General features: G+C 65.6%; 25 protein-coding genes. 13 read left to right on the forward strand and 12 right to left on the reverse strand.

The window, feature by feature from the left end:
• Nucleotides 1–116: 116 nt before the first annotated feature.
• Genes ACHMWQ_RS05600 through ACHMWQ_RS05615 form a run of 4 tightly spaced genes read right to left on the reverse strand, consistent with a single transcriptional unit; the run spans nucleotide 117 to nucleotide 4,698 of the window.
• Nucleotides 117–1,301, reverse strand: a complete 1,185-nt coding sequence (locus ACHMWQ_RS05600; protein WP_396306705.1) for a glycosyltransferase family 4 protein — start codon at nucleotides 1,299–1,301, stop codon at nucleotides 117–119.
• Nucleotides 1,294–2,583 (reverse strand): lipopolysaccharide biosynthesis protein, encoded by a 1,290-nt coding sequence (locus ACHMWQ_RS05605; protein ID WP_396306706.1) that lies wholly within the window; start codon nucleotides 2,581–2,583, stop codon nucleotides 1,294–1,296. The genes ACHMWQ_RS05600 and ACHMWQ_RS05605 overlap by 8 nt, the downstream gene beginning before the upstream one ends.
• The gene (locus tag ACHMWQ_RS05610; RefSeq protein WP_396306707.1) at nucleotides 2,570–3,706 is read right to left on the reverse strand and encodes a glycosyltransferase family 4 protein; all 1,137 of its coding nucleotides are present in this window, start codon (nucleotides 3,704–3,706) and stop codon (nucleotides 2,570–2,572) included. Before ACHMWQ_RS05610 ends, ACHMWQ_RS05605 begins: the two co-directional genes overlap by 14 nt.
• On the reverse strand, nucleotides 3,706–4,698 hold the full coding sequence (locus ACHMWQ_RS05615) for an NAD-dependent epimerase/dehydratase family protein (RefSeq protein WP_396306708.1): 993 nt from the start codon (nucleotides 4,696–4,698) through the stop codon (nucleotides 3,706–3,708). Before ACHMWQ_RS05615 ends, ACHMWQ_RS05610 begins: the two co-directional genes overlap by 1 nt.
• Before the next feature lie 410 nt (nucleotides 4,699–5,108).
• Here ACHMWQ_RS05615 and ACHMWQ_RS05620 point away from each other — a divergent pair, with 410 nt between their 5' ends.
• From ACHMWQ_RS05620 to ACHMWQ_RS05630, 3 genes are read left to right on the forward strand one after another with little or no spacing between them, the layout of a single operon-like run.
• Complete coding sequence (locus ACHMWQ_RS05620; RefSeq protein ID WP_396306709.1) at nucleotides 5,109–6,608, forward strand: GumC family protein; 1,500 nt, start codon at nucleotides 5,109–5,111, stop codon at nucleotides 6,606–6,608.
• 47 nt (nucleotides 6,609–6,655) lie between these two features.
• Nucleotides 6,656–8,134 (forward strand): oligosaccharide flippase family protein, encoded by a 1,479-nt coding sequence (locus ACHMWQ_RS05625; RefSeq protein WP_396306710.1) that lies wholly within the window; start codon nucleotides 6,656–6,658, stop codon nucleotides 8,132–8,134.
• Nucleotides 8,135–8,138: 4 nt separating this feature from the next.
• On the forward strand, nucleotides 8,139–9,155 hold the full coding sequence (locus ACHMWQ_RS05630) for an NAD-dependent epimerase/dehydratase family protein (RefSeq protein ID WP_396306711.1): 1,017 nt from the start codon (nucleotides 8,139–8,141) through the stop codon (nucleotides 9,153–9,155).
• On the opposite strand, the gene ACHMWQ_RS05635 is transcribed toward ACHMWQ_RS05630, so the two are convergent.
• A complete protein-coding gene (locus ACHMWQ_RS05635; RefSeq protein WP_396306712.1) occupies nucleotides 9,140–10,795 on the reverse strand; it encodes a glycoside hydrolase family 44 protein in 1,656 nt (551 codons plus the stop codon). The genes ACHMWQ_RS05630 and ACHMWQ_RS05635 overlap by 16 nt on opposite strands.
• Nucleotides 10,792–11,727 (reverse strand): glycosyltransferase family 2 protein, encoded by a 936-nt coding sequence (locus ACHMWQ_RS05640; protein ID WP_396306713.1) that lies wholly within the window; start codon nucleotides 11,725–11,727, stop codon nucleotides 10,792–10,794. Before ACHMWQ_RS05640 ends, ACHMWQ_RS05635 begins: the two co-directional genes overlap by 4 nt.
• A gap of 220 nt (nucleotides 11,728–11,947) precedes the next feature.
• On the opposite strand from ACHMWQ_RS05640, the gene ACHMWQ_RS05645 reads away from it, so the two are divergent.
• The 3 genes from ACHMWQ_RS05645 to ACHMWQ_RS05655 are packed head-to-tail and all read left to right on the forward strand — an operon-like array spanning nucleotide 11,948 to nucleotide 14,323.
• Nucleotides 11,948–12,997: a hypothetical protein gene (locus ACHMWQ_RS05645; RefSeq protein WP_396306714.1), complete on the forward strand. Its 1,050-nt coding sequence runs from the start codon at nucleotides 11,948–11,950 to the stop codon at nucleotides 12,995–12,997.
• On the forward strand, nucleotides 12,930–13,289 hold the full coding sequence (locus tag ACHMWQ_RS05650) for a hypothetical protein (RefSeq protein ID WP_396306715.1): 360 nt from the start codon (nucleotides 12,930–12,932) through the stop codon (nucleotides 13,287–13,289). The genes ACHMWQ_RS05645 and ACHMWQ_RS05650 overlap by 68 nt, the downstream gene beginning before the upstream one ends.
• 23 nt (nucleotides 13,290–13,312) lie before the next feature.
• Nucleotides 13,313–14,323 carry a glycosyltransferase family 2 protein gene (locus ACHMWQ_RS05655; RefSeq protein ID WP_396306716.1) on the forward strand — a complete coding sequence of 337 codons (1,011 nt, stop codon included), beginning with the start codon at nucleotides 13,313–13,315 and terminating at the stop codon, nucleotides 14,321–14,323.
• On the opposite strand, the gene ACHMWQ_RS05660 is transcribed toward ACHMWQ_RS05655, so the two are convergent.
• From ACHMWQ_RS05660 to ACHMWQ_RS05670, 3 genes are all read right to left on the reverse strand, one after another.
• Nucleotides 14,284–15,231 carry a DUF6492 family protein gene (locus ACHMWQ_RS05660; RefSeq protein ID WP_396306717.1) on the reverse strand — a complete coding sequence of 316 codons (948 nt, stop codon included), beginning with the start codon at nucleotides 15,229–15,231 and terminating at the stop codon, nucleotides 14,284–14,286. The two genes, ACHMWQ_RS05655 and ACHMWQ_RS05660, sit on opposite strands and share 40 nt — an antisense overlap.
• Nucleotides 15,232–15,236: 5 nt before the next feature.
• Nucleotides 15,237–16,397, reverse strand: coding sequence for a Gfo/Idh/MocA family protein (locus ACHMWQ_RS05665; protein ID WP_396306718.1), 1,161 nt, complete (start codon nucleotides 16,395–16,397; stop codon nucleotides 15,237–15,239).
• A 106-nt stretch (nucleotides 16,398–16,503) separates the two neighbouring features.
• Complete coding sequence (locus ACHMWQ_RS05670) at nucleotides 16,504–17,001, reverse strand: GAF domain-containing protein (protein WP_396306719.1); 498 nt, start codon at nucleotides 16,999–17,001, stop codon at nucleotides 16,504–16,506.
• A gap of 315 nt (nucleotides 17,002–17,316) precedes the next feature.
• On the opposite strand from ACHMWQ_RS05670, the gene ACHMWQ_RS05675 reads away from it, so the two are divergent.
• From ACHMWQ_RS05675 to ACHMWQ_RS05695, 5 genes are all read left to right on the forward strand, one after another.
• Complete coding sequence (locus ACHMWQ_RS05675) at nucleotides 17,317–18,150, forward strand: hypothetical protein (protein ID WP_396306720.1); 834 nt, start codon at nucleotides 17,317–17,319, stop codon at nucleotides 18,148–18,150.
• Between the two features lie 46 nt (nucleotides 18,151–18,196).
• Nucleotides 18,197–19,294 carry a linear amide C-N hydrolase gene (locus ACHMWQ_RS05680; RefSeq protein WP_396306721.1) on the forward strand — a complete coding sequence of 366 codons (1,098 nt, stop codon included), beginning with the start codon at nucleotides 18,197–18,199 and terminating at the stop codon, nucleotides 19,292–19,294.
• Between the two features lie 465 nt (nucleotides 19,295–19,759).
• Nucleotides 19,760–19,969, forward strand: coding sequence for a cold-shock protein (locus ACHMWQ_RS05685; RefSeq protein ID WP_354553542.1), 210 nt, complete (start codon nucleotides 19,760–19,762; stop codon nucleotides 19,967–19,969).
• Nucleotides 19,970–20,087: 118 nt separating this feature from the next.
• A complete protein-coding gene (locus ACHMWQ_RS05690) occupies nucleotides 20,088–20,312 on the forward strand; it encodes a hypothetical protein (protein ID WP_354553543.1) in 225 nt (74 codons plus the stop codon).
• A 36-nt stretch (nucleotides 20,313–20,348) separates the two neighbouring features.
• Complete coding sequence (locus tag ACHMWQ_RS05695; protein WP_354553544.1) at nucleotides 20,349–20,726, forward strand: DUF6481 family protein; 378 nt, start codon at nucleotides 20,349–20,351, stop codon at nucleotides 20,724–20,726.
• A 125-nt stretch (nucleotides 20,727–20,851) separates the two neighbouring features.
• On the opposite strand, the gene ACHMWQ_RS05700 is transcribed toward ACHMWQ_RS05695, so the two are convergent.
• The gene (locus ACHMWQ_RS05700; protein WP_396306722.1) at nucleotides 20,852–21,850 is read right to left on the reverse strand and encodes a sensor histidine kinase; all 999 of its coding nucleotides are present in this window, start codon (nucleotides 21,848–21,850) and stop codon (nucleotides 20,852–20,854) included.
• Between the two features lie 454 nt (nucleotides 21,851–22,304).
• Between ACHMWQ_RS05700 and ACHMWQ_RS05705 the strand changes: the two genes are divergently transcribed.
• Both ACHMWQ_RS05705 and ACHMWQ_RS05710 read left to right on the forward strand, forming a co-directional pair.
• Nucleotides 22,305–23,228, forward strand: a complete 924-nt coding sequence (locus tag ACHMWQ_RS05705) for an AEC family transporter (RefSeq protein ID WP_396306723.1) — start codon at nucleotides 22,305–22,307, stop codon at nucleotides 23,226–23,228.
• Nucleotides 23,229–23,271: 43 nt separating this feature from the next.
• Entirely contained in the window at nucleotides 23,272–24,309 is a 1,038-nt protein-coding gene (locus tag ACHMWQ_RS05710) for a cupin domain-containing protein (RefSeq protein WP_396306724.1), read from the forward strand.
• Nucleotides 24,310–24,464: 155 nt separating this feature from the next.
• Here ACHMWQ_RS05710 and ACHMWQ_RS05715 read toward each other — a convergent pair whose 3' ends face one another.
• Both ACHMWQ_RS05715 and ACHMWQ_RS05720 read right to left on the reverse strand, forming a co-directional pair.
• On the reverse strand, nucleotides 24,465–25,058 hold the full coding sequence (locus ACHMWQ_RS05715) for a DJ-1/PfpI family protein (RefSeq protein WP_266330460.1): 594 nt from the start codon (nucleotides 25,056–25,058) through the stop codon (nucleotides 24,465–24,467).
• A gap of 62 nt (nucleotides 25,059–25,120) precedes the next feature.
• On the reverse strand, nucleotides 25,121–26,074 hold the full coding sequence (locus ACHMWQ_RS05720) for a substrate-binding domain-containing protein (RefSeq protein WP_354553549.1): 954 nt from the start codon (nucleotides 26,072–26,074) through the stop codon (nucleotides 25,121–25,123).
• Between the last annotated feature and the right edge of the window lie 48 nt (nucleotides 26,075–26,122).

A 26,122-nucleotide genomic window follows, 5' to 3' on the forward strand; every position in this document is an offset into this window, starting at 1 on the left:
AAATTCCGGGCGGACAACAGGAAAGCGGCACAAGCTGTATTGGAAATGCCTATCGCGAGCAATTGGCGAACGCCTTCCGTAAGGCGAGGAATGTACTTCCTCCACACGAAATCGGCCTAGTCTTCATAGGTGACGGTGGTCCTTCGTAAGCGGTGTCGGCCGACTAGATCGGTGATCTCGGGATGTTCGGAGAAAGGGATCATGGATCTGTAGAGAGCCTGGTGACGGGCCGAATGGACGGAACGGAGAAAGCGTTCCTTCACGCGCTTTCTTCCCTCCGCGGCAAGTCGGCTTCGATGCGCCTCGTCTCCCAGAATGTCGCGGATCGCCTGGGCATAGTCGGCTGCATCGAACCGGTCGATCAGCCGCCCGTTGACGCCATCGATCACCACCTCGTCCGTACCCGGAATGTTGGAGGCGATCACCGGCAAGCCGCAATGCAGTGCCTCGATCGGTGCGATCGGCAGCCCCTCCCAAAGCGAGGGAAGCACATAGAGCTTGGCCGATAGAAACGTCCGCAGCACCTCGTCCCTAGGCAGGGCGCCGGAGAAGGTGATGCTGTCGCGCGCCGGGCTGGCGGCGATCCGGGCGCGCAGGGAAGGCTCCAGCGCGCCGCCGCAGATCATGCGCAGGCGGATGCCGGAACCGCGCAAGGCTTCCATGATCTCGACCATGAAGAACGGATTCTTTTGCCGGTGGGCGCGCCCGGCAAAGACCAGATCGAAGCGCTCCTCGAAAGAGACGAGGCCCTCGAACTCCGCGGGAGCGATGCCGTTGGCGATCACGGAATGCCACTCGTCTCCATCCCGCAGAATCCGTTCGCGTTTCGCCTGGAACCGGTCGTCATTCGACACGAACACCACGGCATCGGCGCGCGCAAAGATCCGTCTTTCAGCGAGGCGACCCAGAGGACGCAGCGGTAGCGGCCTCTTCGCGTGGTGAAAGCCGTGCACCGTGTAGGCCAGCGGCACCGTCTTCGACAGAGATGGCAGGCAGAAGGGCAAGCCGGCGCGGGCTCCATGGGCATGGAGAAGGTCGGGGCGGAAAGCCTCGATCCGCTGCGCCAGGCGACCTGGCAGGCGAAAGTCGAACCGAGAGGTGAAGAAGTCGAGCGGCAGGCAGGCGATGCCGGAATTCTCGGCCTCCTCGGCGACGGGGGAATTGGGCGCGGTAACCAGGCCGACATCCCAGTTTCCGGTCGCCACGAGATCACGACACAGTCCGAGGACCACGGTGGCGCCGCCGCCCGCGCTGCCATCCGGCAGGATGTGCAGAACGCGCTGACGCAACGGGCTAGTCATCCGCGCGCTCCGCGGGGCCGATCCTGTGGCGGGCGGCGAGGACGGCCGCGCGCGCGACCAGCAGCAAGCTTGCATTCAGCACCATCGCCAGCCCCACCCCGACGAGGCCAAGCCAAGGCAGCAAGGCAAGGCTGAGCAGCACGGCGACGATCGCGCCGAGGATGTTGGTGCCGGCCAGGGAGCGATCGAGGCCTCGACTGTAGAGGCCATAGTTGAGCGCGTCGGCCAGCAGCCGGATGATGGCAGAAGACAGCATCAGCGCCAGCAGCGGACCCGAAATCGGCAGCGCTTCGGCCCAAATCAGGGGCAGGCCAAAAACGGCGACGGCAAAGACCAGCAGGGCAAGCGGCGCACCGATCGCCAGGACCCGCAGGACCAGCGCGCTGAGTTCGATCCTCCATTCCCGGTCGCCGCCTTCCCGGTAGGCGCTTACCAGAACCGGGAGGGAGACCTGCACCGTTGCCGCCGTCACGAGGACATGCACGGCATTGGCGATCGCCCAATGCAGCACGAAGATGCCGGTCGCGCGGAGGTCGAGCATCGAATGGACGATGTAGCGGTCGAGATAGGCCATGCCGACGATGCCGAGATCGTTCAGATAGATCAGCTTGCTGCCCCGCATCCGCGCCGCGATCCAGTCCCGGTCGACGCGGGCGCGCGCAATCGCGGCGAGCGGCCAGGCGGCGAGGATCGGCAGAAGGACCCCGAAATTGGCGATCAGGGCCAGCGTCCAGCACAGAAGCACGAAGTCGAGCGTCCGCAGCGCCGGAAAGGCGAGGCCGAGCCCGGCGGCGGGAAAGACCCAGAGCCCGGACCGGACGAACAGCAGGAAATTGGCGGCGACCGGCTTGCCGATGCTGATCAGGGCAAAATGCAGATCGAAGGCGAGCGATTCCAGAAACAGGATGGCGGCAATCCAGGGTAGCGCGCGTGGCGCCTCGATCGTCTCCGTCAGCATCAAAGCCGCCAACACGGCGCCCGTGGCGGCGAGGCTGGCGATCGTGAGCATCAGCCGGTCGCGCACCAGCCGGCCGGCCTCAAACGGCGGTCTGCCCACAAGTTCGCGGCCGAGATAGTAGGTGACGCCCCATCCCAGCACGACCGGGGTCAGGCTGGCGGCGCCCTGGATCAGGCCGAATTGGCCGACCGCATCCATGCCGAGATAGCGGGCCAAATAGACGACCAGGCCGAGCCGCATCGCCAGACCGAGGGCCCGCACCGAGAGATTGGCGGCGGGGATGGCGAGCGCCTGTCGGCGCAGGACGAAGCTAGCCGCCGGCATGGCTGGATGCGATCTTTGGGGCTGCGCCCGCTGGCACAGCCTCCCAGCCGACCTGCCGTTCGAGCCGCTGGGCAATCGCGTTCCAGTCGAGCCCCAGGGCAAAGCGACGCCCGGCGTCGGATAGTTCCTGCCATTGCTCCAGCACCCGGCGGGCCGCGTCGGCAAGGGCAGCCGGCTCCGGCGCGGCGACCAGACCGCATCCGGCCGCCATCACCACGTCCTGGGTCCCGTTGCCAGCATAGCCGGCGGTAAGGACCGGCAGTCCGCTGGCCATCGCCTCGGCGACCACGCGCGGGAAGCCCTCGCGGCGGCTGACTAGGGCGAACAACTCATGTTGCTCCAGCAGCCGGGCCTTCTCGTCGTCGCTCACCGGCCCGGGTAGGGTGATGGCATCTGCCACAGGCGACGCGGCGACGACACGGCGCAATTCCGGCAGGGCCGGTCCGTCGCCGGCAATGGTCAGTCGGCCCGGATATCCATCCTGCTTCAGTCGTTCGAAAGTTGCGACGAGCAAGGGCAGGTTCTTGTGCTCGACGATGCGGCCGAGCGACAGGATCCCGCTGCGCGTAGATCGTGGCGCCGAGCGATAGTCGTCGAGAAAGAGGCCGCTCGGCAGGACAAAGAAGTGCCGGCCGGAGGTCATTCCGATCGCGCCTGCCACCCCGTCGCTGATCGCCGCATTGTGCCGGACGAGGCATGGCAGCCATTTCTGCAGCATCGCATAGAAGCGGCCATCTCGAACCTCGCACCAATGCAGGACGGCGTGGCGGCGATGCTCAGACGGTAGGGTCACCGCGTGCAAAAGGGGCCATTGGTTGAGAAGGACCAGGTCGTATGCGCCCCCCGACAGGCGGCGCCGCGTCCAGAAGGCGTAGCGGAAGATCGTCGGCCAGGCGCGCTTCATCCAGGCTCTTGGCGGCGTCTTGTAATCGGGGTCGGAGGGGAAGCGATGCACGGCGACGCCGTCGACGATCTCCAACGGCGGCAGGCCTTCGGCATGGGCGACGCAGAAGACATCGACGCTATGGCCCCGGCGGGCTAGCGTTCGGCCGAGGCCCTCGAAGAAGAGTTCCTGCCCGCCTATGCTCGGCGGATAGAGTTCGGTGAGCAGCGCGATCCGCATCACGCCGTTCCCGCGGCCGGAACGTCGGGCAGGAAGAGCCCCGGGCGGATGTCCGGGTGGCGCCAGAGATCCTCCACCGCCTCCCGGATCGTCCGTTTCGGCCGCCAGCCGAAGCGTGTTTCGATCCGGCCGATATCCGCGGTGAGAAACGGCCGGTCGACGGCCCGGACGCGGGCTGGGTCCATCACGACGCGAAAGTCGACGCCCGCCGCCCGCCGCATATGCTCCAGGATCTCCGCGACCGAGTGCTGGCGCGCGGTGCCGAGATTGACGGCAAGGGTTTCGCCCGCCTCGACGTCGCCCTCAAGGGCCAGAGCGGCGAAGCCGGCGGCGGCGTCCTCGACATGGATGTAGTCGCGCTTCGGCCAGATATTGCCGAGCCGGACCTCGCTTTGGCCCGTCTTCAACTGCCATGCGATCTCGGGCAGGAGATGCGGATTGGTCTCGCCGGGGCCGACGACGTTGAACAGGCGCGCCGCAATGCCCGCCAGTCCCTTGGCGCGGCTGAAGTGCTGCAGATATCCCTCGGCCTGCAGCTTGGTCAGCCCGTAGACATCGCTGGGTTCGAGCGCGGAGACATCCTCGCGATGCGGCACATCGTCGGGCCCATAGACCGCGCCGCTACTGGCCAGCACGAAGCGGCAACCCCGTGGCGCGGCCGCCAGCAGGTTGACCGTACCCGCGACATTGACCATGACCGCCGTGACGGGGTCTTGCTCGCAATGCGGAATGAAATGGATGGCGGCGAGATGGACGATGACCTCCGGCGCAAAGGCGCCGACGGCGCGTTCGACGGCAACCGGATCGCGAACATCGCCCTCGACCAGGTCGATCTGGGCCAGTTCGGGTGCCGTGAATCGGTCTCGCCCGAAACGCAGGGCGTCATAGACCAGAACGTCATGATCGCGAGACAGCAGCCGAACCAGCGGGCGCCCCACGAAGCCGGACCCACCGGTGATCAGGATGCGAACGCGATGACCTGTCATTGCCATGGGCCCCCCGGTATCGCGTCATCAGACGGCGGGACGTGCCGTCATAAGACGCGATGCGAATACTGGCTTGCGGTCGTCTGTATGGTCTGTGGCAGAGGCTGCTGGTTCCGCCCGCTTCAGGCTGGCGGAGAATGGCCAGAAATTGTCTGGGATCTGCACCTTCTATTGAAATAGTGCTCGGGCGGAATTGCAAGCGCTTCCCTGCACACGCCGAAGCTGCGCTGACCCGGCGCCGGGCCAGGCTGCGGCCGTGCCTGAACCGAAAATTAATCGCCAGCCGATTAACTGGGGCCTCGTATAGCTGCTCCCCACGGAGGCGGCGATGGTCTGTATTGCGTTTTCACGGCAGTTCAGCGGTCCCTCGTTCGGATCGGAGCGCCGCCTAGTCCAGAGGAAGAGCCGCCGCATTCATGGCTGACGGTCCCCGCACCCACGGAACAGCCAACGGGGCTTCGGCAAGCGACGCGGGGCCCTGGCCGCTGGCGCTTGCCGTTCTCGGGACTTCCTTCCGTCGTGGCATCTGGTGGATCCTGCTCGCCGGCGTCGTGTTCGGCGGGCTCGGCTTTGTCGCCAAGTCCTTCCTGCCGCAGCGCTATTCCGCCACGGCGCAGTTCCTGCTCGATCCGCGCGGCTTGCCGGTGTTTCCAGGCGACGTCTCGACGGCGCAATTCGACGCCAATAGCCAGATCGGCGTCGTCGAGAGCCAGATGCGCGTCCTGACCTCGGAGCGGGTGCTCTCGAAGATCCTGCGCGACGAGAGCCTGATGAACGAGCTGTCGCCAGAGGGAGACGAGGACGAGGCGGACAGGGGCGCGACGCCGGTCGAGCCGATGCCGCTGCGCCCAAGCCTGGATGCGGAGGGTGGCAATGCCGCGGCCTTGGCCGCGCTGCAACGGTCGATCACGGTCCAGCGCGCCGAGCGCAGCTTCGTCATTGACGTTACCGCGACCGCCCGCACGCCTGTCGCCGCGGCCCGTTTGGCCAATGCGGTGGTCAAGGCATACATCGAGGAAGATGCCGCCAACCGCGCTGCAGCCGCCCGGCGCCTGACCGACGAACTGACGTCCCGGCTCGACACGCTGCGCAAGCGGCTGAGCGACGCCGAGGCGCGGGCCAACGCCTTTCGCATCGAGAACGGGCTGATCAGCACCGGTGACAGGCTGGTGGTCGAGCAGAAGCTGGCCGACGCCGTCAACGCGGTGAGTGCCGCGCAAATCCGCCTGGATCAGGCGACATCGCGGGCGGCCCAGCTCGATTCCTCCGGCGGCGATCTTTCCATGCTGGGCGCCAATGACGACACGCGGTCTCTGACGCTGCTGATCGAACGGCAGAACGCCGCGCAGGAAGATCTGGCGACGCTTGCCGCCCGTCTCGGCGACCGCCATCCGGCATTGACCGAAGCGCAGGGCCGGGTCGAGGCGATCCGCCGACGCATCCGTCTCGAACTGGACCGCATCCGCTTCTCCGCACGCGCCGATCTGGAGCGCGCCCGCACGACCGAGCAGGCCGTTGCCCGATCGGTCGCGTCGCTTTCCGACGCCGTGGCCAAAACGCAGCAGGCGAAGATCGAGATGCGGACGCTGGAGCAGGAAGTCGAGACCAACCGCACGCTGCTCGAATCCTTCAAGACGCGCGCCCTGCAGGCGAGCGAATTCGGACGCATCGATCCCGGCTCGGTCCGGATCGTCTCCGTCGCGCAGCCCCCGCCGGCGCGCAAGTCCGTGACGGGCCAGGTGGCTTGGGCGGTCTTCGGCGCGCTGATGGGCATGATGCTGGCGGCGGCGTGGATCCTTCTTCGGGCGATGTGGCGACTCGGTTCTCCGTCGGGGGCGCCGCCTCGCGTTGATCCGGATCTGCCGCCGTCTCGCCGTCCCACCGGTTCGCCCGGCGGGATCGCGCTGTCGTCCTGACGCGCGATGAGCCGGCATCCGAACCTGTTGCGCATGCGAGCCCTCCGATGAGCCAAGGCAAGGGTTCGGCCAAGCCTCCGCGTCTGCTCGGCTGGATCGGCTGGGCGGGGGCCGATGCGATCGGACGGCTGGCGCTTCTGACCGGCAGCACTGTCATTCTGTCGCGCATGCTGGAGCCGCGCGATTTCGGCGTCAGCGCGCTGGTGCTGACGCTCGTCGCGGTGGCGTCGGTCTGCGTCGGCGCGCCATTCGAAGAGGCGCTGGCGCAAAGGCGCGCCTTGCGAAAGTCACATCTTAGCGCCGCCCTGGCGGTAGCCTGGCTGGTGGCGCTCGGGCTGTTCGCCCTGTCCGTGGTCGGCGGATTCTGGCTGGGCCATGCCTATGGCGAACCCGAGATGCGCGTGCTGCTGCCGGTCGCCATGCTGTCGATCTTCTTCAGCGGCCACTCGGATATCGCGACCGCGCTGGCGCGGCGGCTGCATCGCTTCAACGATGTCGCTATCGCCACGCTGGGCGGGCACGCGATCGGCATCGCCCTGTCGCTGGCGATCGCCTTTGCCGGCGGCGGCGTCTGGGCGCTGATCGCGCAGCGCCTGCTCGTCGTCGTCGCCCGTGCCATCCTGCTGCAATGGCGGCTCGGCTTCCTGATCCTGCCGCGCTGGTCGATGGCGCATCTCGGCCATATCGGCCGCTTCGCGCGCATCTCCTTCTTTGACAGGCTGGCCGACAACCTCACCTATCTCGCCTTCAACAATGTCGTCGGCGCGCTCTATGGCGTCACCGTTCTTGGCTATGTGAACATGGCGATGCGGCTGATCGAGCCGATACGCGGCGCCATCGTCGCGACCTCGCACAATCTCGCCTTTTCCTATTTCGCCGGCGCCAGCTCGGATCCGCGCCGGCTGCGCGACCGGGTCCAGCCCGTCGTCGCCAACGCCGCCTTCGTCATCGCACCGCTCTTCGTCGGCATGGCCGCCGTGACGCCGATCCTGCTGCCGATCGTCGCCGGACCGGGCTGGGACGGGGCGATCGATATCGCCATCTGCCTGGCGCTCGGCGCCGCCATCCTGCTGCCGGCGCGGCTGGTCTATACGGCGCTTTCGGCCAGCGCCCGGCCGGAATTCAGCCTGATCGGCTCGCTGTCCGGCTTCGGCGCGACCCTCCTGCTTCTCGTCCTTGCCAGCCCGCTCGGTCCGATCAGCGTCGGCCTTTCCCGGCTGGTCGGCGACGCCGTGCAGTCGATCCTGGCAATAGGCCTGCCCGCACCCAATCTGGCCTGGCCGCAGCGCGAGCGCTTTCGGGCCCTGCTGCCGGCATGGAGCCTGGCGGGGGCGATGGGGCTCGTCGTGGCCGGAAGCGGCCTCGTCTTGCAGGGGCTAAATCGTCCGCCGATGCTGGTTATTTCCATCGGGATCGGCGTTGTCTGCTATGCCGTGCTCCTGGCCGTCTTCGCCCGTCCGGCATTCCGGAGCCTGTTGGCGATCGTCCGGCCAAGCGCCCGCACAGCCCCGACCACGGAGTCCTGAACCGATGACCCTTTATCCCGATACGCGCCGTTCCGCCCTGGTAACCGGCGCGACGGGCTTCATCGGGTCGGTCGTCACCGCTTCCATGGCGGCGGGTGGCTATACGGTGCGTGCCGGCACGCGGCGGTCGCCCAGCAGCACGGTCTCGCCGGAAGGCATCGTGCCGACGCCCTGCGATCTCGACGATCTCGCGCAGACCCGCGGCGCCGTGGCCGATGTCGAACTGGTCGTGCATGCCGCCTATGGCGACGAGGCGGCCATGGTGGCGCAATGCCGGCTGCTGCTCCAGGCCATGACCGAGGCCAACGTGCCGGCCCTGGTCTATTTCAGCTCGATCGCGGTCTATGGCGACCGCACCGGCGTGATCGACGAAAGCATGCCGCCGGCCGGCTCGCTCGGCGCCTATGCCAGGGCGAAAATCGAATGCGAGACGCTGGTCGGCGCCTGGGCTCGCGATCCCGCCCATCCGCAGCGCCGTGTCCTGATTCTCCGGCCGGGCATTGTCTATGGCACCGGCAGCCGCTTCTGGACCGACAAGCTTGTCGAGCGCATCGCCGCCGGCGCCTGGGGCAATTTCGGCCGCGCGGCCGACGGCCCGGCGCCGCTGGTGCATGTCGACGATATCGGCGCGCTGGTGGCGGGAGCAGGGCACGCGCTGCTCGCAGGCCAGAGCCTGGGCTGGCCGGCGCTGACGGTATTGAACGTCGTTGGCCCGGAGACGCCAACCTGGAATGTCTATTTCTCGGCTGTCGCACAGCGGATCGGTGCGCAACGATTGCCATCTCTCGGCGGCATGAGGCTGGGCTTTCGCCAGTTCCTGGCCGTCGCGGCGAAGATCGGCCGCCGCCTGGGCCTGGCGGGATCGAAGCGCGCGGCCCTCGCGCCGACACGCGCCGAGATGGCGATCTTCGGCCGCGATGCCGTCTACAGCACGCAGGCGGCCGCGAACCTCGGCCTCGAAGCCCGCATCGGCCTCGACGAAGGCCTGGCGCGAACGTTGTTTCCTCAACCGAAACTGTAGCGGCGGGCCGAACGCGCCGGCAGCAGCACCTGCTGGCCACCATCGAACTGGATCGGGATTTCCGCCAGCTCTGTCGTCGTGGGATTGGCCGCGTCGAAGCCAAGGACCGACAGGCAATCCGGCGTTTCAGTCGCTTCGAAGCGCAGATCGACCGTCGCCGACGAATCCGATTTGTTGATCACAATCAGTTGCAGGCCCGGCTTGCCGTCTTCGAAGGTGGAGGCAAAGGCGACGAGATCCGGCGTGCCTTCGATCGTCACAGGAAGCGACCGGTCCCCGAAGCGCCGGCCTGTCGCATCGGTGCTGCGAAACAGCCGGTAGGCGTCGCCGAGCGAACCGTCGAGGCTGCCCCAATGGGTGGCGAAGGATATGCCTTGCTGGCCGAAGCGGCCCAGCACGTCGGCCAGCGCCAGTCCCGACGCGATCTGGCCGGCGCCGCCATAGTTGAACTCGGTCATGGCAAGTTCGGTGCCGGGGAACACATGGTCGGCGATGCGCCGCAGGCTCGGCAGCAGCGGCAGGCCGACCTCGCGATCGCCGCCGGCGTCGGCCAGTGCCCGCACGACCCAGCTATCCTCGCGAAAGCCCGCTTCGGTCAGCGATCGAGGGGCATCGAGCAGGGCTGCCGCCAGCGCCGGATCTTCGGAGCGGAACAGGTCGCCCCGGTTGCTATAGGGATACCAGTGGACGTCGAGCGCATCGAGCAGGCGGATGCCGTCCTGTTCCGAAGCCGTGCGAAACGCATCCAGATAGGCGGCCAGGAAGCTGCCATGCTGCTGGTAGTCGCTCCAGTCCGGCGCATCCTGGAACGAGACCATCTCCGACGCGCCCCAGCTGACGGGGCCGAAGACGCGCGCAGCCGGATCGGCCCGCTTGATGGCGCGCGCCGCGGCGAGCGAGCGCTCTAGAAAGGCTCGGATCGTCGGCTTGGCGGTGACCACGCGGGGATGCGTCTCCGCCCAGAGCCCGGGTTCGTTGTCGAGCGCATAGGCATGGATGCCGCGCTCGCTGTCGGCGCCGCCATAGCGCGCGACCAGCCGGGCGAGCAGTTGCGGAATGTCCGCGACGGCCGGCACGATGGGATCGCCGGCCTTGGCGCCGGGCTCCCAGCGCGTCGGCACGAAACGGGGTGACGGGGCGCTCGCCTCCGGTGGCACGGGACCCGCGAAATCGGCCGCGACATAGCCGGCGAGCGGGACCGTGACGAGGCTCTTCGCGCCCATGGCGAGCGAGGCCTCGTGCATTGTCTCGATCAACGAGGCCGGCTTTTGCCACTCGCTCTCCGCCAGGCCGAGCGCATTGAGCAGGAAGGGCCCGTTGGCGTGATGATAGTCCTTGCCGGAATTGGCGGCGTTGTTGACCCAGTTATAGGTCGTCATCAAATTGCCACCGAGCCGGCGCGCGGTAACCCCGGCGGCGCGGTCCAGTTGGGCCGATGGCGCACCGCCATCCATCGTGCCGATCTCGTTCGAGCCGTAGATCAGCGGGCTTATCGGCGTTCCCGGCCCGCCATCCTGGATGCGGACCATCCATCGGCCGCCGGATTGGGCCTTGGCCGGCAGGGCGGCCAGCAGGCCCGACGCGAGGCCGCCGGCAAGCACCGTCCGCCGGGTCGGTCCGGCGCCGTCTCGGGGGCTCACGAGACCAGGCCCGATCCGTAGAGCGCGGGACGGAAGCGTCGCATCCAGAATACCTTGCCCAGCCCGCCGCGCACCTTCACCCGCGCCTTTTCCGAGCGAGTCCGATCGAACGGCGCCGTGGCGATGGCGGTGATGCCGTGCAGCACGATCTGCGCCATGCCGGCGCACATCCAGAAGGCGATGCGGCTCCATTCGACCGGCTGTGCCTTGTGGTGCGTCAGCACGCGGATCTGGCCGCTCAGAAACTTGCGCTTGCGGACATAGGCCCAGTTGAGCCGGCGTTCCGGCACCCATTCGGTCACGTTCGCCTCGGCCGACCAGGCGAAGCGCTTGCCCTCGTCGACCAGGCGCTTCAGCAGCAGCGTATCCTCGCCCCCGGTCTCGTTGAGGCTGGTGTCGAAGGGGCCACCTTTGCCCTGCAGGCAGCTTGCGCGGTCGAACATCGAATTGTTGGTGCCGAGATAGGGTGCGAGATCGGTGACGTCCTCGCCATCCATCCGGTCGAAATGGCGCGAAAAATAGGGCGCCAATGGCCCGATCTTGAGAGCGCCCTCAGCCTTCGCCGACACGGGGCCGAACACGGCCTGGGCGCCACTGCGGCGGGCGATCTCGACATGCCGGCTCAGCCAGATCCCGGACGCCTCCTCGTCATCATCAAGGAACGCGACCCAGCGTCCCTGTGCGGCGGTCACGCCGGCATTGCGCGCATTGGCGACGCCGGGCACGGGCATGGAGATGTAGCGCACCGGCCGATTGCAGCCGGCGGCCATCGCCTCCACAAGCCCGCGCGCATTGCCATCGGAAGAATTGTCGATCACCAGGATCTCGACCTCGAGATCGGCCAGATCCGACTGAGCAAGCGCGCTCGTGACGGCGCGCTGCAGTGCCTTCGGCCGGTTCAAGGTGGGAATGACGATGGAAACACTACCCACCCGGAAGCCTTCTTGCTCTGCTTGGATCTCGCGTCCCGGCCGGCCGAATGCCACGCCGTAGGACGATCTTTACTGTTGGCCGCCGATCCTACGAATCTATGATTGCAAGGCAAGCGGATGGTCATGGTAGACGAACTTGCCGCACCGTCCATACCGGGCGAGGCAGGCGTGGCCGAAGCCCGCGCGACGGGTGCGACCCTGGCGTCTCGGAGTCGATGAGATGAGCGATGCCCCGATGCCGGCAAGCCTGCGAAATTTGGCGGATGCGCGCGGCCTGGCCCGCGCGGCCGGCGACAGCCTGCACGGCGTGCTGCTGGCTGGCTTCATGCTCTACACCTTTATCGGCACACGCCCCTTTGCCGATGCCTCCGTTGCCGAGCGCGTCGAGGGCAGCCCGCTCGACCGCTTCGCCGTTCTCGGGCTCTTCCTGCTCGCGCTCGTCACGATCGTCGTTCATTACCGCGCGGCGGCGACGCTCTTTATCCGCAACCTGCCCCTGGTCGCCTTCACCGGTTTCTGCATGGCCAGCATGGCCTGGTCGGATTATCCCGGCCTGACGCTCCGCCGGGCGCTGCTCCTTGTCTTCCTGACCACGATCGCCGGCGGCATCGCGGCCAGCCTTCAGGATCTTCGTCGGTTTCACACCTGGTGGTTCCTCGGACTGACGGGCGTGATGCTGCTCAATCTGGTGGGGACGGCGCTCTGGCCCGGCGTTGCGATCACCGATATCGGCGTCCGCGGCCTTTACACCCAGAAGAACGTCGCCGGCCTGGTGGCCATGATCACGGTGATCTGCGGCGCGACCTGGATACTGGGCGCGACGCGGGCGCGTTCCATCGGCCTCGGCCTTCTGATGCTCCTGCCGGCGCTGCTCTTCCTCGTCATAACCAAGTCCAAGACATCGATCGGGTTGACCGGTGTCGCAGTGATGATGATCGCCGTACTCGCCTGCGCCGAATGGCTGGGCGCGCGCTTCGTGCTTCTGATGATCGCGCTGGGGTGCATCGCCGTCACAGCGCTGATCGGCCTGTTCGCGGTCTTCGATTTCAACCTCGATGCGCTGCTGACCGCCACGCTGGGCGACGCCTCCTTCACGGGGCGCGACGAGCTCTGGGCTTTTGCCCTTCGTTCGGCGCAGGAAACGCTTCTGGCTCGGCCATGGCTATGGCGCTTTCTGGGATGTCGGCCTCGCGGCCGATCCGTTGCAGCGGCTGGAGCCGGGCACCTGGCTCGGCGATGTCGAGATCGGCACGATCAACCAAGCGCATAACGGCTACCTGGAACTCTGGCTGCATGTCGGCCTGCCGGCGACGATCGCCGCTGCGCTGATCGTGGCGGTGGGCGCTCTGTCCGGCACGGCGCAGGCGATCGCCGGGCCACTGGGCCGGCCGGCGCGCGCGGCGATCGGCTTCCTGGCGATGCTGCTCTGGCTCTATCTGCTGCACAACCTGACCGAAGCGACCCTGTTCATGCGCGGCACGGTGCTTTCCAATATCGCGGTGCTCTGCCTGTTCGTGCTGTCGCGGGGGCGGGATTTCGCAGCCGGTGCTGGCCGCGCCTAGTGCGTTGGTCTAGGAAGGCGCGAATGGCGGGGGCAGCAGGCTTGAACAAGATGGGGGCGGCCGAGGCGGAGGCGATCGATCTTTCGATCATCCTCTGCACCTATCGGCGCGAGGAACTTCTCGGCAAAGCGCTGGCAAGCATCCGCGCACAGGCCATACCGCCCGGCACCCGGCTTACCGTGGTCGTGGCGGACAACAGCGATGACGGATCGGCGGCGTCGGTGGTGGCGGCAGCAAATGCGGCGAGCCCGTTCGAGGTCCGCTATGTCGCGGCCCATCCCGCCAACATTTCGGTCGCGCGCAATGTAGGCATCCGCGCCACCACCTCGCCGTTCATCGCCTTCATCGATGATGACGAGGAACTGACGCCGGGTTGGCTGGAGGCCGTGATCACCGGGCTGCGGCAGCATCCGCATGACGTTTTCTTCGGCGGCGTTGATCCGATGTTCGAGACGCCCAATCGCGTGACCCCGGCGATCCACACGCTGTTCTCGCGCCAGATAGAGGCCCCGTCCGGCCAGGATGTCGTGGCGCTCGGCAAACGGCGCGAGCGGGTCATTACGGTCGCGACCTGCAATTCGATCTTCCGCCGCGCCACCACGCTTGCCGATGCCGAGCCGTTCAATCCGCGCTTCGGCCATGCCGGCGGCGAGGATCTCGATCTCTTTTGCCGGCTGCAGGCGCGCGGCCGTCGGTTCGGCTGGCTGCCGGATGCGCGGGTGTCGGAATTCGTGCCGGCGTCGCGCTGCGATCCAGCCTATCTCCGCCGCCGCTTCTTCGCCGGCGGGCAGGTCTATGCCGAGGCGGTCGCCGGCAACAGCCCGTCACCCGTTCTCACCCGCTGGTGGCTGCGCGCCAAGGCGCTGGTGCAACTGGTCCTGCTGGCGCTGCGCTATCCGCTCATTCGCCGGAAAGGCCCAGTGGCGCAGGCCGATTTCCGCTATCGCTGGGCGGGCGTGCTTGGCAAGCTGTCGCTCGGCAGCCTCTATCCCGTCTACCGCGAGGCCGATCCGGCCAAACGCGCGGCTTCCTGATCCTGCTCGGCCGCGAGCGCCGCGACCCGGTCAAAGATGGCTTGCCGCTTCGTCATCGACGTGTCGATGGTCGACTGGATCAGGCAGGTGACCTGCTCAGGCCGCAGTGAGCGCACGAAGGATTCCTCGTCCTCGGCGCCGGCGAATTCGTCGCCCCAACGCGAGTGGCAGAGCGTGAAGGATTCCGGCATCAGCCCCGCTGCGTCGAGGCCCAGGACCTTGTCGGCGTAGACGCCATAGAGGACGTATTCGGCGAAATGCGGCGTGCGGGCGAGCACGATGCGCCAGTCGCGGCCGGCGATGGCCTCGATCCGTTCGATCATGCCGCGAATGACGGAGCGCCGCCAGACGACGAAGGGGTTGATGTATTCGGCCCCGTAATAGCGGCTGGCGGGCAGGCCGAGCAGCTCACCCGCCGTCTCCTGCCAGACGCGATGCGTCTCCAGATCGACCATTTCGGGGTTGCGATAGATCCGAACCTTGCCGTCGCGCGCGAGGTGCTCGAGCTTCAGCGGTCGGATGAAGACATTGTCGCTATCGATATGGGCGACGATCTCGGCCGACGCATTGGCGGTCGCCGCGATCTTCATGATCTGCTGCGCGATCCAGCCGCGCACCAGTGGGCTGTAGGGCGTCACATACATGTTGCGGCGGGGAAGGCGCAGCCGCCGCCGCCATTCGGGGCCGGGCAGCGGCAGCTTCCGGAACCAGCGCGGCAGCAGGTCCTCCTGCGCGGCGACGATGCGGCGGTCCGAGGCGAGATCGGCAAAGAGCGGCAGGTCGGCGCGCGGCACGTAAAGGCTGTGCGGGATGGTCGCCGGCACGAAGCGGTCGATGCTCTCGCATAGCATCCGGCAGACGTCGAGATCGCCCCGGAACGAGCAGGTGATCAGAGTGGCTTCGGGCATGGCGGTCATCGTGCCCAGTCCATCGGCTCGATCGGCGCGAAGCGCGACTGCACGCGGGCAGGGCGGTCGAAGCGCTCGGGATATTGCAGCATCTCCGTCACTTCCGTCACATGCACGGCGAAATCCTCATCAAGCCGCGACCGGCGACCGTCCCGGATCGCGGCGGCCAGCTCGGCCGGCCCGCGCATGAAATCCATGGTCGGCTTGCCGCGCCCGCCCTTGAACGGCACGGGGCGCGCCATCGGGAGGCGCTTGCCGAGGCCGCCGCCGAGACGCCGCTCGATCAGCCGCGCGATCCGTCCCTCGCCCGGACGGCGCAGGATGACCGGCGAGGCGTAGTCCCACGGTTCCTTGACTTCGAGCGTGCCCGTCTCGCCGATGATCCGCATACGATGGTCATAGGGTGCGACGATCGAATTGGTGAGCCGCGCAACGACGCCGCTCTCATATTCGATACAGCCGACGGAGAAGTCCGGCGCGGGATGGGCGAGCGGCGGCGTGGTCTGTTTGTCGGGCACCAGCAGGGCCGAGAAGGCGGTAACCCGCGTCGCCGCGCCGAACATCGCGCCGAAGATGGTCAGCGCGTAGCCGGCGTGCTCATAGGTGCAGCCGGTCTCGAATTCGCCACGTCCCGGCCAGGGCTTGCCGCTCCGGCTCAGCCAGTCGCCATACTGCGTGCGGTGGATCATGCCGTCGTCGAGTTCGGCATAGGCGAGCAGCACCTTGCCGATCATGCCCGTCCGGATTGCGGCCCAGGCCGTCTGCAGACTTTCGCCAAGGACATTGCAGGGAGCCGCCGCGAGCCGGACACCGGCATCGCGCGCGCGATCGCGCAGGGCGGCGGCCTCGCTGGCCGTCATCGCCAGCGGCTTCTCCGAATAGACATGCTTTCCGGCGGTGATCGCGGCCTCGGTGACGGCGGCGTGGCTCTCGGGATCCGTCAGGTTCAACACGATCGAGCAGGCGGGATCGGCCAGCACTGCTTCGAGCGAGGCGTAGGCGGGGTCCCCCCAGGTCGATTGATAGGCGGAAAGCCTTTGCGGGTCGCGGTCATAGGCGCCGGTCAGACGCAGCGTGCCGTCATGCAGGGCGAGGCATTGTCGGTAGGAATCCGCGACATAGCCGCAGCCGATGATCGCGATGCCCGTGCCCTGATCCGCCGCCATGCGCTGTCCGTTCCCCCGGCCAATTTTCTGCCCTGCCTCGCAGATGTTGCGACCAGGTGGACCATCCATAGAAGCTGCACGCTTTCCGGGTGGTTACCCGGATGGGTCAGGCTGGAAGATTGGCGACGTAGCGCGCAACGAGGCGTTCGATGCCGATCTGGTCGTCGGCGTCGAACCGGCCGGCCCTGGGGCTGTCGAGGTCGAGCACGCCCAACACCCGCCCGTCGCGGATCAGCGGTACCACCAGCTCCGATTGCGATGCCGCATCGCAGGCGATGTGGCCGGGAAAGGCATGCACGTCCGGAACCAGGATCGTCTCGCGCTTTGCCACCGCGGTGCCGCAGACGCCCTTGCCGATCGGGATGCGGACGCAGGCCGGCTTGCCCTGGAAGGGGCCGACGACGAGCACGTCCGTGCCCTCGGGCAGGAAATAGAACCCGGCCCAGTTCAGCTCCGGCATCGCGTGATAGAGCAGCGCCGACATGTTGGCGGCATTGGCGATCGCGTCGGGCTCGCTCTCGATCAGCGAAGCCAGCTGCTGGTCGAGCTCAAGATAGAAGGCCGTCTTGTCGGCGGGGTTGGCAATCGGCGTCGTATCGAACATCGGCATCTCGCGTGCTTGTCGCCGGGAGCGCGGTTCGGATTGGCGCCAGCCGGCCTCTGGAATTGGCTATAGGCGGTCTCGATCGGTTTGGCGAGGAACCGCGTTTCCTGCCCGAGGCGCGGCTCAGCGTGGCGATGTTTCGACGCGGCGGACGATGTCGCAAGTGCCGGAATATTGACGAGCTTTGCCGGAAACCCGTATGGGGGACAGGGGAAATACGGTTGCATCCTGGCTGATGGACTCTGATTCGCGTGTAGTTCCGCCAGCCGATTGCGATCTTCCGACACGGTCCGATCTTGCCGAGAGATGCATCCAATGCCCCTCCATCTGCCCGCCCTGAACGTCTCTTCCGCCAAGCGGCCCGGGCCTGCGGGCGCAGGATTGCGAACCGTCTTGCTGTCGCTTGGCATCGTGGCCGGAGCCGGCGGGTCAGCTTCGGCAGCCGATATCCTGCCCGTGCCGGAAGCCGCCATGGCAGCGCCGGCCTCGGGGTGGACCTTCACAGTCGCGCCTTATGTCTGGGCGCCGTCCACGTCTGGAAATGTCGGGTTCGGCCCGGTGAAGGCGTCGTTCGAAATGGATTTCTCCCAGATCTGGGACCATCTCGACTTTGCGGCCATGGGTGTGGTCGAGGCGCGCTATGACCGCTTCTCGGTCTTCTCCGACCTTCTCTATATGAAGCTCTCCGCCGATGCCAAGCTGCCCTATGGAATCGGCGCGGAGCTTGGAACCGAACTCCTGCAGTGGACGCCGGCGGCCGCCTATTCGCTGATCAAGACCGATCGCGGCAATTTCGATGTGCTGGCAGGCGCGCGGCTCTGGTCGGTCGATGCATCGCTCAATGTCACGGACGCGCCGCTGCAACTCGGCCTCGACCGACGGCATCGGGCGACCTGGGTCGACGCCGTGATCGGCATCAAGGCGCAGTATTCCCTGACCGATTCTGTGTTCGTGAGCGGCTGGGCGATCGCCGGTGGCGGCTCCTCGGATTCCAATTGGGATCTGCTCGGCGCGGTTGGCTACAAGGTCAATGACCGTTTCTCCGCCATGGCAGGCTATCGCGCGCAGGGCATCGACTACGAAGACGGCCCCTTCGTCTTCGACTCCGTCATCCAGGGGCCCATCCTCGGCGGCACGATCAAGTTCTGAGCCGCGCCGTCCCCTCGCTCCCCCGAACTCATGTGAGGAGTTTTCCATGAAGAAGCGTCTCTCCCGATCCGCAGCGCTCGCCCTTTCCGCGGCGATGCTGATGCCGACCCTGACCGGCTTTGCCGATGCCTGCACCCGCACCCTCTTCGTCGGCGACGGCCAGATGGTGGCAACGGGGCGCAACATGGATTGGAAGGAGGACATGTTCTCCAACCTCTGGGCGTTCCCGGCGGGAATCGAGCGCGATGGCGCATCCGGTCCGCAATCCCTCACCTGGACGTCCAAGTATGGCAGCGTCATCACCTCGGGCTACGAGGCCGGATCGACCGACGGAATGAACGAGAAGGGGCTTGTCGCCAATATCCTCTATCTGGCGGAATCGCAGTATCCGGCGCCGGTCGCGGGTCGTCCCTTCCTGTCGATTTCGTTGTGGGCCCAGTATGTGCTCGACAACTTCGCCACGGTGGATGAGGCCGTCGCCTATCTGCGCACAGAGCCGTTCAACCTGCTCGCTCCGGCGCTCCCCAACGGCTCGCCCGCCGCGCTTCATCTTGCCATGTCGGATGCATCCGGCGATTCCGCGATCTTCGAATATGTCGAAGGCAAGCTGATCATCCATCACGGCAAGCAGTACACCGTGATGACCAATTCGCCGACTTACGACAAGCAGCTGGCGATGAACGAGTACTGGGAAGAGATCGGTGGCCTGGTCTTCCTGCCGGGCACCAATCGCGCCGCCGACCGTTTCGCCCGGGCCTCGTTCCTGCTGAGCGCGATCCCGAAAGAGACGGACCCAAACTACATCAAGAGCGTGCCGCAGCATTCGTTCGACTATCAGGCCGTCGCCAGCGTCATGGGCGTGCAACGCGCCGTCAGCGTCCCGCTCGGGATTACGACGCCGGACCAGCCGAACATCTCCTCGACCATCTGGCGTTCGATTTCCGATCAGAAGAACCGGATCTACTACTTCGATTCCGCGACCCGGCCGAACACCTTCTGGGTGTCGCTCGACAAGCTGGACCTGAAGCCCGGCGCGCCGGTCCAGAAGCTGACCATCCAGAACGGCGAGATCTTCGCCGGCGAAGTCGCGGCCGAATTCAAGCCGGCCAAGCCGTTCACCTTCCTGCCCGGCAATCCGGAATAGCGCAGGAACAGTCGGCGTGCCGGATCGCCTCACCTTGGGCGGTCCGGCCTTCCTCGGGATCCACTTATCGGAGCTTCCCGGCAAGGCATTCTGCGTGCGCTGTTGGGGCCGCGCTCCGCGAATATCCTCCCGCATCGGAGGGCTCCGGCGCCCCGGAGAAACGTCACGCGCATTCCTCGGCGGGACCATAAAAAAAGGCCGAAACACTGGCTTTCACGAGTGTTTCTCGCAGCCTTTCTGCAGGAATTCATCGGCTGATCTGGCATGCCGATCGTATGGCATAAGAATAATTCATTGACATTCGACGGCTGCCATCGTAAATAGAGCACGCTGAGTTTTGGTTGACGGGCTTTGATTGCCGCGCGATTAGCACCGCGCTCGAACGAACCTTCCTTTCAAAAATCACTACATTACGCCATGGCGACGTCTCGCCGTGGTTGTGCAATTTGCTATGGAGGGTTCATCATGACCACTGGCACCGTTAAATGGTTCAATTCCACCAAGGGCTTCGGATTTATCGAGCCTGACAATGGCGGCCCGGACGCCTTTGTGCACATCTCCGCCGTCGAGCGCGCTGGAATGCGCGAACTGGTCGAAGGCCAGAAGCTCGGCTACGAGGTTGAGCGCGACGCCCGTTCGGGCAAGATGTCGGCCTGCAATCTTCAGGCTGCTTAATTAGGGATCTGCTTTCCTTTGACCACGGATGTACTGGCACTGTTGAAAGCATGAGACCAATCAAGGTCAGGCAGATTGCCTGGCCTTTTTTCTTGTCCGTCTTCAGATCGGAATGATCATGACAGAGATCAACACCAAATCTCGCCAAACGGCGGACGTCGCCTTTGGAAAAGCTCAGTCTCAGTTCGTCGCGCGAAAGCGCGTGTTCGATGAACTGGATCTGATCGTCGTCGCTCGCGACGAGAAGACCGTACGCCTGCGCGAGGCACGCCTCGCGAAGGAAGCCCAGGATCAACTGACGGTCCTGGCGAAGAAGCCTTCAAAGCTCGCTTCGAAGGCCTGAATATCCTTCCGTTTGAAACGTCATTGGAACTTAAGTTTGAAAAACGTCGCCGATAAATTCGTAGACCGCCGCAGCACCTCCGCCGATGCCAAGGCCGCCGCCCTGCGCGCGTATCTCGCCGCCAAGGAAGCTGCCGAACCGACGCTGCTCGCCCGTCAGGCTGAGCGCAAAGCCGTTGCCGAAGCCCGAGACGCGCGCCGCATGGAGCGCGAGCGGGTCAAGGCCGAAGAGAACGAGCGCATTCGCGCCGAAGCCGCCGAGCGCGAGGCCGCCATCGAGGCTGCCGCCCGCGCCGAGAGCGACGAGCGCGAAGCTGCCCAGAAGAATCGCGTTTCGCGCGTCATCGAAGACGAAGCGGCCCGCAAGGCCGAGCGCGACCGGCGCTACGCCAACCGCAAGGCCCGGCAGGCCTAACGCGCTTTTCCGCGAAGCGCCTGCCGCTTTGCTGAATCAATACGCGACCTCATGACGAGCCAACGCCCGTTGGCCCGGACGGCATCCACGCTGCCCGGGCTATGCGCTGGGCCGCGCGATGTGGTTCATTCGGCGAGGTTGTTGGGGTTCAGCGAAAGCGTGATGACGATCCCATCGGGCGACCAGTCCGTGTGGATGGTGCCGCCCAACTGCCCGGTCACGCTCCGGTGCAGCAGCCGGCTGCCATATCCTTCATCGGCCGGTGGCTCGACGGATGGGCCGCCTCGCTCCGTCCAGACGATGGAGACCTCGCCTTGCGTGCTCGTCCCGGAAATATCCAGCAGACCCGGACCGACGGATAGCGCGCCATATTTCAGCGAGTTGGTGGCGAGTTCATGGATGATCAGCGCCATCGAGGTGGCGGATTGTTCGCCCACGCCCATCCGGGGCACCGCCACCCGGATACGGCCACCGAACGCACCGGAATCGTCATAGGGTGCCAGAAGCACCGCGATAATGTCGCCGAGCAGCGCGGCCCGGCCCTGGTGGCCCGGAAGCGGACGCACCAGATCGTGCGCCCTGCCTAAGGCGGTGAGGCGCGCCGTCAGTTCCTTGGCCATTTCCTGGACCGTGGTGGATGAGCGCGAGGTGATCGCCGTCAGGCCCGCCGCGATGGCCAGCAGGTTCTTCACCCTGTGGCTCATTTCGCCGGCGAGAAGCTCATTGCCTTCCTCGGCCTGCTTTCGGCCGGTGACATCGAGAAAGACGCCGGACATCTTGCCTTTGTGCAGCCCCTCGTCATTGCCGAGTCCGCGGGCCGATATCCACCGGATCTCTTCCCCGATCAGGATACGGAAATCGATCTCGTAGGCGCCGACGATCGCGCGTGTCGCGGTAAACGCCGCCCGGACCCGGTCGCGATCGGCGGGGTGGATTCGGGACGACAGATCCTCGAAGGTCACATTGCCGGACTGGGGAAGGCCCCAAAGCTCAAAGCCCTGCTCGTCCATCGCGAAGGCGTCGCTCTCCACGGTCCAGGACCAGAGCGCAACGCCCGCCGCATGCAGCGCCCGCTTCAGGTTGTCGGATTTCCATAATGGCTGGTCTTCGTCTTCGACGGGCATGGCAGGCTCCTAGGTCCGCGAGTTGATCAGATCCTGCGGAGCCGCGCCAGCCTCGCCGGCTGCGACCGACGATGGCAGATCCAGCGATCTCAGGAGATTCCGAAATTTGCGGAGGGTTGGCCGACGCCAGCCCAGATTGGGACGCTAGACGGCCCATCCCTGCAATCCAGGGATGTGGTCTGTCAACTGTCCAACCGAGCAGGCGTCTCCCCGCCAGCCTCCCTCCTACATTGTGGGCCGAGTTGCAAGCCCCGATGGGCGCGCAAGCCGGCTAAAGCGGCTGCGCGGGACCCGCGTCACCTTTTGATGGCCACTACCGAAGACCGGCCGATCCAAAATTAATGCAACCTCTTGGTGTAAAAGTGTTGATTCAAAATCAATCCTAAGTCTATGTTCGATTATGCGTCTCACGATTCGAGATTAATGATCATTATAATGGCTTATGGGTTGGGATATGACGGCTGTTATACAGGATATTGTTTCAATATTCTTTGTTTTGGCTCTTGGCTATCTTGGTGGAAAGAGAAATATATTCGATCAGGACCAAGCAGCTGGCTTCAATAAGCTCGTCCTCGATTTCTGCCTGCCGGCTGTTCTTTTCGTATCGATCGTCAAATCGTCGCGGGAAGAACTGTTTTCGGACAGCCGCATTTTTCTGATTTCGGTTGCCGTTCTGATCGGCTGGTACGTCGTCGCCTTCCTCGGCGCCAAGCTGGTCTTCAAGCATAACAAGCAGGAGGCCGGCATTGCGGGCCTGAGCGCCGCCGCGCCCACAGTCGGCTTTCTCGGCATCGCCGTCCTGGCGCCCTTGTTCGGGGGCGCGGCTGCCCTGAGCGTTGCGGTGCTGGCGCTCATCGTCAACGTGCTGCAGGTGCCGCTGGGCATGTTCTTCGTGGCCCCCGCAGGAACCAAGCCGGCCGCGGCATTGGCCCGCGCGATCAAGGAACCCGTCGTCCTGGCGCCGCTGATCGCCGTCGTCCTGGTTCTGGTGGGCGTCCGCGTGCCGGACCTGATCGATCCACCGCTGACGCTGATCGGTCATGCCAACTCGGGCGTGGCGGTGTTTGCGGCAGGCCTCGTCCTCTCGGCGCACAAGTTCGAATTCGGCGTCGAAGTCGTCTGGAACAGCCTCGTCAAGATGATCCTCATGCCGGCCACCATGCTGGCGGCGGGTCTGTATTTCGGGGTCTCCGGAGCCCGTCTGGAAGAAATCGTCCTGCTCGCGGCATTGCCGCCCGCCTTCACCGGCATCGTCATGGCGGGTCGGTTCCAGACCTATGTCTCGCTCGCCTCGTCCACCCTGATCGTCTGCGTTCTCGCCTTCGCCGTCGCGGCGCCGGCCTGGATCGCGATCGTTCGTCACTTCGTGGCCGGTTAGCGCTGCGGTCCCAATCCTCACCTTCAACCCAAGGAGAATGCACATGACTGAGACGACTCTGTCCTTCAAGTATCAGCTCGAAAAGGAAAAGCCGCGGCTTGGACCGGGCGGCATCACCCGGGGCGCCTCGGTGCATCAGTTCCCGGCCAGCCAGGGCATCGCCGGCGTCTCGATGCGCGTCGAGCCCGGCGGTATGCGGGAACTTCATTGGCACGCCAATGCCGCCGAATGGGGCTATGTGATCTCGGGCAGCGTTCGCACGACGCTGATGCGCCCGGATGGAAGCTGGGCCATCGATACGTTTTCGCCCGGCGACATCTGGTATTTTCCGCGCGGCTGGGGCCATTCGATCCAGGGCGTCAGCCCGGAAGAGTGTCACTTCATCCTGATCTTCGACAACGGTGATTTCTCCGAAGATCACACCTTCAGCATCACCGACTGGCTGGCGCATACCCCGCCGGAAGTGGTCGCGCAGAGCCTCGGCATTTCGCCCGAGGAAGTAGCCCTGCTGCCGAAGGGCGAGGCCTATTTCGCCAAGGGCGCCGTGCCGGACGACGCGTCGTTCATCTCGGCCCCGCAGAAGGATCCGAAGCTGGTCACCACCCATCGCTATCCGCTGATGGCGCAGGAGCCGCGCCGGGTGCCGGGCGGCGGTGTCCAGCGCACGGTGACCGTTGACGAGTTCCCGATCTCGACGACGATGGCCGGGTCGGTGCTGGAGATCCAGCCGGGCGCCATGCGTGAACTGCATTGGCATCCGAATGCCGACGAATGGCAGTATTTCCTCGAAGGCACCGCCGAGATGGCCGTCTTCCTGGCCGAGGCGACGACGGTCACGGACCAGTACGAAGCGGGCGATATCGGCTACGTGCCGATGGGCGCCGGTCACTACATCAAGAACACCGGCACCACGGTCCTAAAGGTTCTGATCGGCTTCAACAGCCCGAAATATGAATCGAACGATCTGTCGACCTGGCTGGCGACAAACCCCGCGGACGTTCTCGTGACCAATCTCGGCTTGCCGCCGGAGACGGTCGCGAAGCTGCCGAAGGAAGAGCACTTCTTCGTTCCCAAGCGCTAGCTAGCCAAGGGCGGGGAGGGCGGCAACGCTCTCCCGTCCGCCTCGTCCGGAACAACACGAAAAGGGGCGCCCACTGGGCGCCCCTTGCATGTCGGTACCACTCTGTAGACCCAGAGGCAGGCCGCGGCTCGGCCAGCGGCCTCGCTAGTGGTGGGTCAGTTGTGCCGGATCTCGGTGCCGAGAACCTTCAGGCATTCGCGGATGAATGCCGCCAGCGCCGTCCAGCCCTTGGCCGAGACCATCGTGCCGTCGACATAGGCATCGGTGGGCGAAAGGTCGATATAGGTGCCGCCGGCCAGGATCACTTCCGGCTCGCAGGCGCCAAGGGCCGCGACTTTCTTGCCGCGCACCACGCCATCGACCGCGATCAGGATCTGGACGCCGTGGCAGATCGTGAAGATCGGCTTCTGCGCCTCGTGGAAGTGCCGGACGATCGCCTGCACGCGCTTGTCGGTACGGATGTATTCGGGGCCCCGGCCGCCCGCCGCATAGACGGCGTCGTAGCGATCGAGCTGGGCTTCGGCTTCCGAGAAGGTCTTGTTGATGATGAAGTGATGACCGGGCTTCTCGGTATAGGTCTGGTCGCCTTCAAAATCGTGCAGCGACGTCTTGAGGATGTCGCCGGCCTTCTTGTCGGGGCAAATCACGTGAACCGTGTGGCCAACGGCCTCCATCGCCTGCTGGAACACGAAGATCTCGTATTCCTCGGTGAAGTCGCCAGTGAGCATCAGGATTTTCTTGCCGGGCATTCTTGCTTCCTTCGTGCGGTTGAAGGGCAGGCGGGTCGTCGACCCGCCTGCCAGTCCGTTTGTTAGAACGGCGAATCGGGGAAGTAGTATTCCGCCGCATTGTCCTTGGTGATCAGCGGCGCGTCGAGCTTCACGACGCCCCGGATCGGGGCCTGGCCGATGAGGTTGGCGACCGTCATGTAGATGGCGGTCTTGATCATCGAGGGCGGATAGGGGGTCTCGACGGGCGTCATCGCGTCGCCGTCGATCACCTTCTTGATGATTTCCTTCATGCCGTTGCCGCCCAGCGCGTACTTGATCTCGGTACGGCTCGACTGCTTGATGGCCTCGAGGACGCCCAGCAGCATGTCGTCGTCATTGGCCCAGACCGCATCGATCTGCGGATACTTGGCCAGGTAATCCTGCATCAGCTTGAAGGCATCGTCGCTGTTCCAGTTTGCGTACTGGATGTCGAGGATCTTGAGGTCCGATCCGGCGATGCCGTCCTTGAAGCCCTGGATGCGCTCGTCGTCGATGACGGTCGGGATGCCGCGCAGCACGACCAGGTTGCCCTTGCCGCCCAGCTTGTCGACCAGGAACTTGGCCGTGTTCTTGCCGACGGCGATGTTGTCGCCGGCCAGATAGAGATCCTGGATCGCCGGATCGTTCAGGCCGCGATCGACCACGGTGATGAAGGTGCCTCCCTCCTTCACAGCCTTGACCGGCATGGTGAGCTCTTCCGAGGTGTGCGGAAGGATCACGAGCGCGTCGAGCTTGCGCCCGGCCGACAGATCTTCCAGCGCGCTGACCTGCGCGGCGGCCGAGGGCGAGGTCTTGACGACGACTTCCACGTTCGGGAAAGCGGCGTTGATTTCCTTGGCCGCCGCCTGGGCATGATAGACGATGCCGGACGTCCAGCCATGGTCGGCTGCGGGGATCGAGACGGCGACGACCTTCTTGTCCGCGGCGATGGCGTTGCCTGCCAGGAGAAGCGCGCCAAGGGTCGCGGCGGTTACTGCCCATTTCGTTTTTGTCATTGATTCCTCCCGTTAAGATGGACCGATCGAGAACGAGACCCGCGTGGT

Origin of the sequence: Kaistia sp. UC242_56 (assembly GCF_044452255.1) — a bacterium.
GTDB classification, from domain to species: Bacteria; Pseudomonadota; Alphaproteobacteria; order Rhizobiales; family Kaistiaceae; genus Kaistia; species Kaistia defluvii_A.

What these genes read in the sequence shown, in the direction of transcription:
- ACHMWQ_RS05710 (WP_396306724.1), top strand. Translation starts at nt 23,272, where the DNA reads ATGACTGAGACGACTCTGTCCTTCAAGTATCAGCTCGAAAAGGAAAAG.
- ACHMWQ_RS05605 (WP_396306706.1), bottom strand. Translation starts at nt 2,583, where the DNA reads ATGCCGGCGGCTAGCTTCGTCCTGCGCCGACAGGCGCTCGCCATCCCC.
- ACHMWQ_RS05630 (WP_396306711.1), top strand. Translation starts at nt 8,139, where the DNA reads ATGACCCTTTATCCCGATACGCGCCGTTCCGCCCTGGTAACCGGCGCG.
- ACHMWQ_RS05600 (WP_396306705.1), bottom strand. Translation starts at nt 1,301, where the DNA reads ATGACTAGCCCGTTGCGTCAGCGCGTTCTGCACATCCTGCCGGATGGC.
- ACHMWQ_RS05610 (WP_396306707.1), bottom strand. Translation starts at nt 3,706, where the DNA reads ATGCGGATCGCGCTGCTCACCGAACTCTATCCGCCGAGCATAGGCGGG.
- ACHMWQ_RS05680 (WP_396306721.1), top strand. Translation starts at nt 18,197, where the DNA reads ATGAAGAAGCGTCTCTCCCGATCCGCAGCGCTCGCCCTTTCCGCGGCG.
- ACHMWQ_RS05660 (WP_396306717.1), bottom strand. Translation starts at nt 15,231, where the DNA reads ATGCCCGAAGCCACTCTGATCACCTGCTCGTTCCGGGGCGATCTCGAC.
- ACHMWQ_RS05705 (WP_396306723.1), top strand. Translation starts at nt 22,305, where the DNA reads ATGACGGCTGTTATACAGGATATTGTTTCAATATTCTTTGTTTTGGCT.
- ACHMWQ_RS05675 (WP_396306720.1), top strand. Translation starts at nt 17,317, where the DNA reads ATGCCCCTCCATCTGCCCGCCCTGAACGTCTCTTCCGCCAAGCGGCCC.
- ACHMWQ_RS05715 (WP_266330460.1), bottom strand. Translation starts at nt 25,058, where the DNA reads ATGCCCGGCAAGAAAATCCTGATGCTCACTGGCGACTTCACCGAGGAA.
- ACHMWQ_RS05615 (WP_396306708.1), bottom strand. Translation starts at nt 4,698, where the DNA reads ATGGCAATGACAGGTCATCGCGTTCGCATCCTGATCACCGGTGGGTCC.
- ACHMWQ_RS05670 (WP_396306719.1), bottom strand. Translation starts at nt 17,001, where the DNA reads ATGTTCGATACGACGCCGATTGCCAACCCCGCCGACAAGACGGCCTTC.
- ACHMWQ_RS05690 (WP_354553543.1), top strand. Translation starts at nt 20,088, where the DNA reads ATGACAGAGATCAACACCAAATCTCGCCAAACGGCGGACGTCGCCTTT.
- ACHMWQ_RS05700 (WP_396306722.1), bottom strand. Translation starts at nt 21,850, where the DNA reads ATGCCCGTCGAAGACGAAGACCAGCCATTATGGAAATCCGACAACCTG.
- ACHMWQ_RS05655 (WP_396306716.1), top strand. Translation starts at nt 13,313, where the DNA reads ATGGCGGGGGCAGCAGGCTTGAACAAGATGGGGGCGGCCGAGGCGGAG.
- ACHMWQ_RS05625 (WP_396306710.1), top strand. Translation starts at nt 6,656, where the DNA reads ATGAGCCAAGGCAAGGGTTCGGCCAAGCCTCCGCGTCTGCTCGGCTGG.
- ACHMWQ_RS05620 (WP_396306709.1), top strand. Translation starts at nt 5,109, where the DNA reads ATGGCTGACGGTCCCCGCACCCACGGAACAGCCAACGGGGCTTCGGCA.
- ACHMWQ_RS05685 (WP_354553542.1), top strand. Translation starts at nt 19,760, where the DNA reads ATGACCACTGGCACCGTTAAATGGTTCAATTCCACCAAGGGCTTCGGA.
- ACHMWQ_RS05645 (WP_396306714.1), top strand. Translation starts at nt 11,948, where the DNA reads ATGAGCGATGCCCCGATGCCGGCAAGCCTGCGAAATTTGGCGGATGCG.
- ACHMWQ_RS05665 (WP_396306718.1), bottom strand. Translation starts at nt 16,397, where the DNA reads ATGGCGGCGGATCAGGGCACGGGCATCGCGATCATCGGCTGCGGCTAT.
- ACHMWQ_RS05720 (WP_354553549.1), bottom strand. Translation starts at nt 26,074, where the DNA reads ATGACAAAAACGAAATGGGCAGTAACCGCCGCGACCCTTGGCGCGCTT.